Origin of the sequence: Hahella chejuensis KCTC 2396 (assembly GCF_000012985.1) — a bacterium.
Taxonomy (GTDB): Bacteria; Pseudomonadota; Gammaproteobacteria; order Pseudomonadales; family Oleiphilaceae; genus Hahella; species Hahella chejuensis.
This window is the reverse complement of sequence record NC_007645.1, coordinates 6928586-6941020: the sequence shown is the minus strand read 5'-3', so window position 1 is coordinate 6941020 and position 12435 is coordinate 6928586. Positions and strand designations below refer to the sequence as shown.

8 protein-coding genes are annotated in these 12435 nt (G+C 56.6%); 5 read left to right on the top strand and 3 right to left on the bottom strand.

Translation table 11 applies throughout. From position 1 onward, the window contains the following. Positions 1–67 precede the first annotated feature (67 nt). On the top strand, positions 68–1084 hold the full coding sequence (locus HCH_RS30825) for a LacI family DNA-binding transcriptional regulator (protein WP_011400499.1): 1017 nt from the start codon (positions 68–70) through the stop codon (positions 1082–1084). 316 nt (positions 1085–1400) lie between these two features. After that, complete coding sequence (locus HCH_RS30820; RefSeq protein ID WP_011400498.1) at positions 1401–4571, top strand: glycoside hydrolase family 3 protein; 3171 nt, start codon at positions 1401–1403, stop codon at positions 4569–4571. A gap of 112 nt (positions 4572–4683) precedes the next feature. On the opposite strand, the gene HCH_RS30815 is transcribed toward HCH_RS30820, so the two are convergent. Next, entirely contained in the window at positions 4684–6054 is a 1371-nt protein-coding gene (locus HCH_RS30815) for an MATE family efflux transporter (RefSeq protein WP_011400497.1), read from the bottom strand. A gap of 563 nt (positions 6055–6617) precedes the next feature. Between HCH_RS30815 and HCH_RS30810 the strand changes: the two genes are divergently transcribed. The 3 genes from HCH_RS30810 (at position 6618) to HCH_RS30800 (ending at position 10314) form a co-directional block, all read left to right on the top strand. After that, on the top strand, positions 6618–8849 hold the full coding sequence (locus HCH_RS30810) for a hypothetical protein (protein WP_011400495.1): 2232 nt from the start codon (positions 6618–6620) through the stop codon (positions 8847–8849). 99 nt (positions 8850–8948) lie between these two features. Continuing rightward, positions 8949–10064: a hypothetical protein gene (locus HCH_RS30805; protein ID WP_148212696.1), complete on the top strand. Its 1116-nt coding sequence runs from the start codon at positions 8949–8951 to the stop codon at positions 10062–10064. Positions 10065–10107: 43 nt separating this feature from the next. Continuing rightward, complete coding sequence (locus HCH_RS30800; RefSeq protein WP_041599044.1) at positions 10108–10314, top strand: hypothetical protein; 207 nt, start codon at positions 10108–10110, stop codon at positions 10312–10314. A 1-nt stretch (position 10315) separates the two neighbouring features. On the opposite strand, the gene HCH_RS30795 is transcribed toward HCH_RS30800, so the two are convergent. Together HCH_RS30795 and HCH_RS30790 are read right to left on the bottom strand one after the other, a co-directional pair. Further along, a complete protein-coding gene (locus HCH_RS30795; RefSeq protein ID WP_011400492.1) occupies positions 10316–11272 on the bottom strand; it encodes an ABC transporter substrate-binding protein in 957 nt (318 codons plus the stop codon). Between the two features lie 106 nt (positions 11273–11378). Beyond that, complete coding sequence (locus HCH_RS30790; RefSeq protein WP_011400491.1) at positions 11379–12395, bottom strand: hypothetical protein; 1017 nt, start codon at positions 12393–12395, stop codon at positions 11379–11381. Positions 12396–12435 lie beyond the last annotated feature (40 nt).

The following is a 12435-nucleotide window of genomic DNA, read 5'->3' as shown; positions in this document are numbered from 1 at the left end:
TGCCCGCTTCTCCCATGATGGCCGGCTATGAAAGCGTTTCCCCTTAAGCAAGGTGCCCGTCCTCCGAATGATTACAATAAAAGAAGTCTCCGACCGCGCGAAGGTCTCGATATCCACAGTCTCCCGTGTAATTAACAACACGGCTCCCGTTAAGGAAAGCACCCGTAAACGGGTATTCAAAGCCATGAAGGATCTGGGGTATCGTCCCAATTCATTCGCTCAGGGACTGGTCACCAACCGTTCCAACAATATCGGGCTGGTGGTGACGGATTTGCTTGGCGTATTTTTCGGCCCGCTGATTTCCAGTCTGGAGCGGGCATTGCGGGAATCCGGCTATAACCTCATCATTTCCGTAGAAAATTACTCTTCCGAGGAAATTAAGGAAACCATCGACATGTTGGCCGGCCGCCGTTGTGACGCCATCATCCTGTTTCCCTACTGCCTGACGGATGAGGAACTGATCGCCCTGAAAGAGAAATCGCCGCCCTTGGTGCTGCTGAACCGCTATGTGCCTGAACTGGCTGGCGAGTGCGTCATCGTCGACAACGAGCAGGGCAGCCATCTGGCGGTGGATTATCTGGCGTCCATCGGCCACAGCCGCATCGCCTGTATCAGTGGACCGTTAGGAAACGAGGAAGGACGCGCGCGTCTGTCTGGCTACCGTCGTTCGATGGAAAACCTGGGACTGAGCTATGACAAGGACCTGGTTGTGGAAGGCGACTTCACCGTTGAAGGCGGCTACGTCGCTACCCAGCGCCTGTTGAAGCGCAGTCGCGACTTCACCGCCATATTCGCCTGCAACGACCAGATGGCCGCAGGCGCAATGAAGGCGTTGCGCGAAGCCAAACTGAGCGTACCTGAAGAGATTTCCCTGGTTGGTTTCGATGACGTGGAGTACGCCTCGTTGTTGTATCCGGCCCTGACCACCGTGCGTCAGCCGGTGAACGCTATGGGTAAACGCGCTGCGGCCCTGGCGATTCAGTCCATTCAGGGCGAACGCCGGGCGCAGCCGGCGCCTATGTTTGAGCCGGAACTGGTGTTGCGCGACTCCGTCGCCCCTCCCAAAACCTCCCCTGCGTCTTAAAACCTCCTTTCGGCGTTATTATGTTCTATTGACAATAACGCCCGAATTAGGGCAATTTATGAAATCGCTTTCATTGCGGCGTGAGCTGTTTTACGGTGAATTTACCGTTTAGCGCCGATAAAGCTGGCGAAGGCCCTGATTTTCGTTAATAAACGGTCGCTGTTAAGGCTCTGCCGCTGCAGACACATAGAAGGAAGCTATTTGTCTGTCTGATTAATATGACGTATCAGGGTATGCCGCCAATTTTTTAAATCTAAAATGAAAGCGCTTTCATAATGTTTCGGTCCACTATCGCTAAATATAAAAAGGTGACCACATGTACGTATCCAGACGCCTCAAACTGAAGGCGCTGTCGACCATGATGATTGTCGCGGCGCTGACGGCATGCAGCAGTGATTCCAATGATAACGACGGCAACGATGGACCGGGAACGCCTGACCCGGTAGCCGGCGTTGATTACATCAATACCTTCAGCGATTGGCCCGCTATTCAGAGCGCCATCGCCAAAGACCCGCAGATAGAAGCCAGGATCGTCGAGATCATGGCGACCATGTCTCTGGAAGAAAAAGTCGGACAGATGATTCAGCCGGAACTGCAGCATCTCACGCCGGAAGAAGTAAAGCAGTACCACATCGGCTCCGTGCTGAACGGCGGCGGCTCCTGGCCGGGAACCAAAAAACACGCGACGGTGCAGGAGTGGCTGGATATCGCCGACGCATTGTGGGAAGCCTCCATGGATGACAGCGACGGCGCCGCCGCTATCCCCATTATCTGGGGGACGGACGCGGTGCATGGCCACAGCAACGTAGTCGGCGCGACCTTATTCCCCCACAACATTGGCCTGGGCGCGGCCCGAGACTCAGATTTGATCCGTAGAATCGGCGCGGCGACGGCGAAAGAAGTGGCGGTGACCGGCATCGACTGGACCTTCGCGCCGACCCTCGCCGTCGTACGCGACGATCGCTGGGGGCGCACCTATGAAGGTTACTCCGAGGATGGCGAGATCATCTTTAACTATGGCGCAGCCATGGTGGAAGGTTTGCAAGGGAATTTCGATCAGTCACACGTCGTGGCCACGGCCAAGCATTTCATCGGCGATGGCGGCACTGAGAAAGGGAATGACCAGGGCGACAATCTGGCGGATCAGAATACGCTGATCAATCTGCACGGCCAGGGATACTACTCCGCCCTGCGCGCCGGCGCCCAGACCGTGATGGCGTCGTTCAACAGCTGGCAGGGCGAGAAGCTGCACGGCAGAAAAGACCTGCTGACGGATGTGCTGAAAGGCAAGATGGGCTTCGACGGCCTGATCGTGTCCGACTGGAACGGCATTGGTCAGGTGGATGGCTGCACCGAAAGCAACTGTCCGCAGGCGGTCAATGCGGGTATCGACTTGTTTATGGTGCCTTACAAGGCGGACTGGAAGGCGTTTTATCAAAACACGATTGATTCAGTTAACGCCGGCGCTATCGACATCGAGCGTATCAACGACGCCGTCGCGCGCATTCTGCGGGTCAAGCTGCGCGCCGGTTTGTTCGATAAGCCTAAGCCCTCCCAGCGCGCTCTGGCGGGGAAAGTGGAAGTACTGGGCTCCAGCGAGCACAGGGAGTTGGCGCGGGAAGCGGTGCGTAAGTCGCTGGTGCTGTTGAAGAATAAAGACGGCATCCTGCCTCTGAGCCGGGACGCCCGGATTCTGGTGGCGGGCAAATCCGCAGACAGCCTGTCCAACCAAAGCGGCGGCTGGACTATCTCCTGGCAGGGAACCGGTCTTGATGAAGCGGAGGACTTCCCCGGCGCGACCTCCATCCTGAAAGGCATCCAGGACGTTGCCGCAAATGTGACCTATGACGCTGACGGGGCTGACGCCAATCCGAACCTGCATGACGTGGCGATTGTGGTGATCGGGGAAACGCCCTATGCGGAAGGCGTGGGCGACCTGGAAGGCGCCAAGACGCTGGAGCATGCCCGTAACTATTCGCAGGATCTGGCGGTGCTGGAGAGTATTCGTAACGCTGGCGTGCCGGTGGTGACGGTATTCCTGTCTGGTCGTCCCTTATACGTCAACAAAGAATTGAATCGCTCCAACGCTTTTGTCGCCGCCTGGTTGCCCGGCAGTGAGGGCGAGGGCGTGGCGGACGTGCTGTTCGCCAAAGCCGAAGGTGGCGTCAACCATGACTTTGTTGGCAAGCTGTCCTTCTCCTGGCCCAATTCCGCCTGCCATACGCCGTTGAACAAAGGCGACGGCAGCGATGCGTTGTTCGCCTATGGATATGGTCTGAGCTATCAGGACTCCGATAGCCTGGGCGACGATCTGAGTGAAGAAAGCCAGGCCTTTGGGTGCGACCAGACAGATCCTGGCGACGGCGGAACCACCAACGTGAATCTTGATCTGTTCACCAGCGGTCAGAATCAGGGCGACTGGGTTATGCGCATTGGCGGCCCTTCCAACTGGGGCGGAACGCCTGTCAGTATGGACCCGGCGGTGACCACGGCGCTGGAAGGCAATGAAGTCAGCGTCTCCACTGAAGACGGCGCCATTCAGTTCAGCGCCAAGCGGGTGAAATGGACCGATGTGGGCCAAGTCTACATGCAGGCGACGGAAGACAGCGAAGGCAAGGACTTAACGCCCTATTACAACTCAAAAACCACAGTGAAGTTCCGGGTCAAAGTGAATGAGGCCCCAGCTGGCGACGTTAACCTGTCGCTGCATTGCGTCTACCCCTGTCTGGGGGAGGTGGCCGTTGGCGACTTTATGCGCGGTCTGCCGGTGGGCGAATGGACGGAAGTGAGCATTCCCTTCCAGTGTTTTGTGGATGACGGCCTCGACTTCAGCAACGTCAATACGCCGTTCCTGCTTTACTCCGGCGGTGCGATGGATCTGTCTTTGGAAAATATCCGTTGGGAGCCGAATACCGCTGCGGATACCCCGGACTGCAGCAGCTTCGCTCAGGAAAATGTCGCGCTGACGGAAACCACGGAGGTCTACACGGACGGCGTGACGGATACGGAACTGTTCGCTCAACCCGGCGTGTGGGCGGTCTCCTCCTGGGACCCCTATCAGGAAGACGCCAGCTTTGTGAGTCTCGACGCGGCCCTTGCTGACGGCGCGGGAACCGTGGTGGATGCGCAATACGGCGCTCCGGCGGCGGAACATGCAGCGAAAGGCGTAGTGCTGTTTAAGTCCGCTAAACCGCTTAACGTTTCCGCTCTGAGCAAGCTCACCTTCGATGTGAAAGTCATTGACTTCGCTGCGTCCACCGGACTGATGGCGAAGGTGAACTGCGGCGCGGACTGTGGAACCGGCGATATCGCCATTCTGGACAGCACCGCTGCGCTGAATGTCTGGCATCCGGTGGAGATCAACTTTGCGGATTATGACGGCCTCAACACGGCGGAGGTGACCTCGGTGCTGGAGATTCTGCCGGTGTGGGATTCAGAAATGCGCAATGTGCATTTCCAGGTGGATAACGTGCGGCTGGTGAAGTAAGACCCTACGCTGTCGTTTGTCTGATATGACTATCTGAGCAGGACGCGAAAGGGATGCGCGCACCATGAAAAAAGCCCGGTTTTCCGGGCTTTTCTTTATCAAGAGAGGCGCATCAGGCGGGGACTTCCGCCAAGCCGCCTTCGTCGGTGTCGTTGCGGATGCCTTTGCTGCGCCATTTGCCGGTGCGCCAGCGCCACAGGTTGATGGCCGCCCGCAGGGATTCATCCACGACAAAGCACATCCACACGCCCAGCATACCGTAGCCCAGATCGAGTCCGATCCAGAATACAAAGGGGATCACCGCCCACATGAAAATCATGCTGCTGACAGCGGAGAAACGTGCGTCCCCGACGCCTTTCAACCCCATGCCGGCAATGATGTTCACTGCGCGCGCCGGCTCCATGATGATGCAGGCCGCCAGCATCCACTTGCCCAGTTCGATAATCTGCGGGTTGTCCGTGAACAGGGTCAGCAGACTGTCGTAGATCCATACAAACATCAGCATGTTGATGAAAGCGAAACCAGACGCGTAAGCCACTGACTTCCAGAAGATGCGATTCACCTCTTTGAAGTTCTCCGCGCCCATGAAATGCGCCATCAGAATCTGGCTGCCGGCCCCGAGGGCGAAAGCGAAGGTGATTTCCACCACCAGCACCCGCAATACATAGGTGTTGGCGCCCATGGCTTCCAGTCCGAGACTGATTACCGCCATCGACACCACAATCTGCTGCACGGTATAGCTGAAAGGCTCCATCGCCGACGGGACGCCAATCTTCAGAATCGGACGCATTACGCGGCGAATCGGGCCGGACATGCCTTTGAAGCGGAAACGGATCTTCATTGGGCCATGCACTACCCACATTACCAGCAGCGCGCCTACGGCGAAGGAAATCGACGTCGCCATGGCGATGCCTAACAGCCCCATCTTGGGCAGCCCGAACCATCCCAGGAAGAACGCCGCGTTCAAAACCACATTGAGCGCGTTGGTGACCAGCGCAGTGGCCATGTTCCAGTGGGTCATGCCCCGGGACGCCAGAATAGAGGCGTAGGAGAAACGCACAGCGATGCAGAAGAAGCTGAACGACACCGCCAGCAGATAAGTCTCTGAGTGCGCGTTCAACTCCGGCGTCATGCCCAGCCACAAACCGACGCGGTCGGCGTAGATGAAGCTGACGATAAACATCAGCAATCCGAGCAGACTGCTGATGCCGATATTCGCCATATAGGTCGGCAAGATATGCTGCGTTTGCTTCGCGCCCATATATTGCGAGGCGACGCTGGTGCCTGCGGTGGTGAACATCGGGATGATGAAGAACCCCAGCAACAAAACTGGCAGCAGCACGCCGACCGTCGCGGCGACTTCGTCTGAGATTTGGCTGAGGAAATAGGCGTCGGCGAGGAACACCAGTCCGCCGGTTATTTCTTCAATAAAGATTGGCCATGAAAGCACCCACAGGTTGTGGGACCTTAATTCGTGGTTCATTGATTGTGTACCCTGGCTGTAAGCCTACAACTGGACTTCGGCGCAGAAAGAGCGCAATCCCGGTGAAAGACGGGAGTATCCGAAGACCTATTTGTTTCTGTCAGAAAATATCAGTAAGGACGTCGCCGATGACGCGCGTTATACGCAATGCGCTCTAGCGCGATAAATATCAGCCGACCTGGAGCGTTCTTCGTCAGGCGACGAGTGGAATGTTTATAGTTTGCATGGACGCCAGGCCTCCATTGGGGTTGGAGTTGAAGAGAGCTGGTCAATATACACCCGCGATCAAGAAATGCCAATAGCGCTAAGCACTTACGAGGGGGCTTAAATACTGGTAACAAATGGTCACGATTTATCCCGCCCGCTAAGACTTCCGTCAGATCTGCTGTGCTTTACTTAATTACTGCGCCAGTACGAATTTTGGTCAACACAGACCCGGATTCGTTATCCAGGAGGGGGGATTCCGCTGTCGGCGCCAGCGGATAAGAACGAAACATCCACAGGCCTGAAGCGATTATTCACAGCTGAGGCCGCAGGCTACGGCTATCGTGAGGAGTAAAAGCATGTCCAAGTTTGATAAGTTCAAAAACAATCTGACGCCTCTTATGCTGGCGATTGCTTTAAGCGCATGCGGAGGAGGCGGCGGCGGAGATGACGACGACGATGACAGCGGCCCATCCAGCGTTACGCTGAGCGGCGCCGCGTCCAAAGGAATTATCATTGGTGGGGTCGTACGCGCTTATCCGGTGATCAATGGCGCGGTGGATACTTCCAACGTATTGGGGCAAACCACCACGGGATCAGATGGAACTTACAACCTGACATTAAGCTCCGGCTACAGCGGACCCGTCGTCGTGCGCGTAACGCCAACCGCCGGCACGCTGATGCGTTGCGATCTCAGTGGAGGCTGCGGAAGCGGCGTGGCCTTTGGACAGGATTACGCCCTGACGGACAGTACTTTTGCGCTTAATGCGGTGGTTCCGACTGGCGCATCCGACATTTCCGTCAATATCACTGTGTTAACCGATGTCGCCACCCAGGTGGCGCTGAAAGATATCACCATGGGCGGCGCTACGAGCGCGTCGGAAATTCAGGCGGCGGTGACGGCGGCTAACTCGAAAGTGGCGAATCGCTTTGGCGTGGCGGGGGATCTGACCAAAATTGCGGTAGTGGACATCACCAATCCGACGGCGGTGGCCGCCGCCGGCCAGGGTGGGGTCAAATACAACACTCTCAGCGCGGCTATTGTGCAGGCGGTGCAGGGCGACTCCCCTGGGTTGAGCATTGAACAAGCGGTGGCGGCCTTTGCGGAAGATTTCGCCGATGGCGGCATTGCGGATACGGCGGATTCTGATGGCGCGGGCACAACTCTAGAAGAAATTCTGGAAAGCACGCTGGATATATTAAACGCAGCAGTCGCGGCGGACGAGTCCGGCGATTTGGATCTGGATGGTTTGATCACCATTATTACGGCGGAAGAAAGTGACGCCCAGAACAACGGCTCCACTGATGAATCCGAAGGCGAGCCCAGCGATACCGCCAACGCGACGGAACTGGCCCAGGCCAAGGCCATGGTGCAGGATATCCGCAATTTGGGAACCGGCATGCTGTTGAGCGCTGAAGATCGGGTTACGTTGGATGCGTTTGCGGATCAGATAGCGGCGGCGACCTTTGCTTCAGATGAGAATCTGGCTGAGGTGCTGGACGTCATGGCGATTGCGTTGGAGCAAATCGCGGCGTCTTACATGGCCTTTGCAGAAGACGGCTCCACCGACGGCTCTCCGATTGTGACCGTCAATATCCTGAGCGATGGCGCTTCATTTACGGTAAACACCACGATTGAAGGCGTCGCCGTGTCATTGACAGCTACTGATGCTTCCGTCGTGAATGTCGGCGATGAGGTCGAAACTCCGATTTCAGGGGGAACCAATACGACCCAGGAAATCTCCGCTGATGTGGACTTCTCCATTATTGGTAGTGTCGCGTCCAGTTCCGTTTCGCTCACCATTAATAACGGCAGTAGTGTCGAAATCATGGCTTCATTCAATAGTAATGAAGATGAAACGACTACTGGCGACACCACTACTACTGAGCTGGAAGAAGATTTTGACGTTAACGACATGGAGTTGGGCTTGAATGTGACCTTGTCGGAAGTTGGCGTTGCCGACCCCGTTTCATTCACAGGCAGCATGGGCGTTCAGTTGTCGTCCTTCACTGCGGACATTTCTGAAACCGATACGGAAACCAGCTCCAGTTACGACGAGTCCTGGACGGAAGTCTTTACAGCGGGAACATTGAGCATGACCCTGGCGGGTGAGTTCAGCAACACCACAGGTGAAGCTTTCAGCGCCTCTCTTTCTGTTAATGCTGACGCCACTGGTTTGACTCTGACTTGCGAAGGGAATGAGACGAACGGCTCCTTCTCTGAAAATTGCACGGATGAAAGCGAGGATGGCTACGTAGATGTGAATATCGGGTTGGCGTTTATGGCGGAGATTAATGGCGTATCCGATGCTATATCCGTCACTTTGTCAGCGGAACGGACCGGACTGGAATCCGGACAGGTAGGAGTGAGTCTGTCCTATGACGGCACTACGCTGGAAGCGAGTTTGGATTCTGAGGCGGAAACGTTGACTGTCACCAACCAAGATGGCGTCACACTGTCCGTGGAGGAAGGCGAAGATGGCAAAGCCACCGGCGCCATCACCAACAATGGAACCCAATACGCCACGATTTCTGAAGTCAGCGGGGTGGTGTTAGTGCGCTTCAGCGATGGTGACTTTGAATCGTTTTAAACTAAGCTGAATACAGCGTGGAAACGTAAAGGGAGGCTTGTCCTCCCTTTTTAACGCATGGCGCTTGCAAAACGAATCACTAAAAACGGAATCTGGCTTTTGTCTGATTATGGAAAACAGGTAAGGCGTATTGCGCTGTTATGCGCGCTAAGCTGGGCGCTGGTCGGGGCGGAGGCTGTTGCGGCGGGCGATGACGGCTGGCGATTGTTCACAGAGGTGGAAAGCTTCTCTTACAGCAATGCGGCGCCGATTTATCAGATCGCCCATGATCTGAAAGGCGATCCGGTGGCGCGGGGCGATGTGGCGTACACGCATGATCATATCGAGATCGGCGCCGAGTATCGCAACGTCAGCCTGTCCTTTGTCGAGCGCTACGACTATTACCTTGAATTCAGTCCCGACGCAGCGGAATTGATATACCTCTACAACAACGATCTGCCCCATGAAAGCGACGCCCACTACGACCTTTACCTGGCGGCGAACCAGCTGCGCGCTAAAGGCGTTAAGCTGGGCTATCGGTTTACCTTGACGGAGGCTTTCAACGTCAAATTGGCCCTTTCATACTTTCGTGCGAATGAACTGACCGACGGTTATTTGCGCGGCTATCTGGATACCCCGGACGCTTCACCCACAGGAGAGCTGGAGCTGGATTACGCCTATACGGAAGATCATCTGCTGGACCGAGCGCCGGAAAACGTCAGCGGCGACGGTTTTTCTACGGACATTTATCTTTATTGGCGGCCGCACCCGCAATGGGAGTTGAGCCTGGCGTTGGAGGATGCGTTTAATCGAATCTATTGGGACCGCGCCACTGCGACAGTGGCCCGCGCCAGCTCCGACACCATTGGGTATGACGAAGACGGCGCTTTGGACGTGTCGCCGGCGCTGAGCGGCAATGAAGGCTATCGCGATCACGTGCAAGAGTTGCCGTTGCGGGCGTTTTTGTGGAGCGAATATCGTCTGAATGATGGCATGAGTCTGGGCGCCGGTTGGCGGCGTTACGATGAATCCGATCTGGGGCTCGTGGGGGCCGCCTACCGTTTCAATGAGAGGTTGAAACTGGAGGGGCGCTATTATTTCAACGCTGAGGCCCTCAATCTCAATCTGCAGGTTTATGACCTGTATCTCGGCGTGACCATGGATCGACTGCAGTGGAAGCAGGCGAAAACCTTAGGGTTGAGTCTGTGGTGGCGTTATCGTTTCGGCGGCGTCTGAATAGGGTTTAATGAGACCCTCGGGTTTTGATCAGGAGCGGGTCATGCTTTCCAGACTGGTCAGCCGCGCCTACCGGCTCAGGCTGTGCGGCGTGTTGCTGTTGTTATTGTATCTACTCAATCTCGCGCTGCCCGAGGAGACGACTCAGTCGCCGCCGGGGTGGCTGATTACGCTGTATATTTTCGGCTGCTCGTTGCTGATGGTGTTCGCTATGGACCTGTTTCGCTGGTTTCAGGGCGATCGCGATTGACTCAGGGCTTGGGTAGCGGTTGTAAGAGTCTGACCCCAGTGTCGGTAAACGCCGGGATGGGTTTCCCCCTGACCAGATCCAATGCCCGCTGCACCGCCAGATAGCCCATGTACTCTGGATTTTGCACTACCAGATTGCTGATCTCTCCCGCATACATGGCCGCTTCCAGTTCTTCGGTCTGATCGAATCCGATGAAACCAAACTGCTTTGACATGCCCGACTGTCGAATCGCCACCAATGCGCCGATAGTCGTGGATTCATTGGGAGTGAACAGGCCGTCGATGGTCGGCGTCTCCTTCAGCAGACGCAACATTTCGCTGCGCGCGGCGCCGCGATCATCTCCCGCATAGGGGGCGGCGATAATGCGGATCTTGTCGTGCTTCCTCAGTACATCCAGAAACCCTTGTTCCCGCTGGTCTGTCGAGGCGTTGCCCGCCCGCAGGCGCAGCAGCGCGATGTTGCGTTCCTTGCTCAGGTCGAGGGTGGCGAGCAGGGCGCGGGCGGCCAGTTGACCGGCGGCGTAGTTGTCCGTGGCCACCAGCCCCTGATGGGCGTCGCCGGCGAGATCGGAGTCCACCACCAACACGGGAATATTTCTGGCGCGGTATTGAGCTACGCTGGGCGTCAGATCCTCAGCGGAATTCGGGGCCAGGATCAGGGCGTCCGGCGGCGCCTGGCTAAGGTGATAAGACAGAATCTGTATTTGCCCCGCAATATCGCCGTCATCCTTGGTGCTGCGATGCAGCAGGGTGACGCCAGCTTCGTCGGCGGCTTTCTGCGCGCCCAGATAAACCTGTCGCCAATAGGCGTTGCTATCGCCTTTGAGCACAAGCAGAAGTTTGGGTTGGTGGATATCAGCCTGGGACAACGGACTGGCGATAAGCCACACTAACGCCAGTAGCGCGGCGCAGACACTGAGGCGGCGGACGGCTCCGGGCGAATGGAGTACGGAAGGCATATATCGGGTCGGTTTGTTGGACTTATTTACTTTAAGTTTAGACGGGCTTTGGCATTAGCCAATGAAAAAGGGCGGCAGCGCCGCCCTTAACGCCCGCCCAATAGAATTATTTCCGATTCATTTGCTCGGTAAAGACGTATTCCCGGGACTGGGTTTCAATCAGATCCTGCACCAGAGCCAGGACCACGGCGATGGCTTTCTCCACGCCGGAGTTGTGTTGGGACAGCTGTTGTTTGATTTCTTCGTCCGCGTCGTGATAACCCAGGGCCGGGCGCCGCACCGGGTGCTCGCCGAGAAACAGAGCGTGGCGCAGGCGATACAGCTCTTTGAAGCAGTCCGCAGATTCAGGGGGGCGGCCCAGGACCAGACTGACCCGCTCGCGCAGATGCAACATGTCCTCGTCGCTGCGGGCGCCCATCAGCATTTCCAGTTGATTGGCCACCAGCATAGCGGTGCGGGCGCCGTAACGATAACGCTGCTGGGCGATCTTCAGCATATCCACCAGTACTTTGTTGGCGGTGGAAATCGCTGTATTGCGGTGGCTGGTTCCCAACATTTCGAACCAGTCCCAGACCTTCTCAAAACTCAACTGGCCGATGCGAGGCCAGCCGTGATCCAGGGCGCTTTGATTAGCGTCGTAGAACGCCTTGGAGTCAAAGTCCTGCGCTTCGAAGCGGTGCGCCTGCTGGCCAAGAAACTGGGTCGCCAACAGCTGGCAAGATCCCGGCAAAGCGATGTTCATGCCCAGCATCAGTTGTTGAATGAACACACTGGCGGCGTGGTAAATGGAATAGGGGGCGGTTAAGTCGTTGCGGGCGACCACCTTCAGGCTCAGCGTCGCGCCCAGGCTGACGCTGCTGTCTTCCGCATGCTTACGGCGATAGTGGTTGAAACTGCCGGAGCTGTCTTTGGCTTGTTGCAGCGCGCGAACCATGTCCGACGCATCCAGAGAAATATCGTACTCGCCGAGCTTGCCGCGATAAGGATCTTCCACTTTAAAGGGGCGATCCTTGAAGAAACCGTCAATCTGACGCCATAAGTCGATGCACAACGTCGTCTCTTGTTCGCCGCCGCTGGGAACCGCGTTTTTGACTTCCAGTTGAATCGTTTCTGTGCTTTGCATTAAAGGGGCTCCACTGTCGTGCTGTGCGCTGCGGGACGCG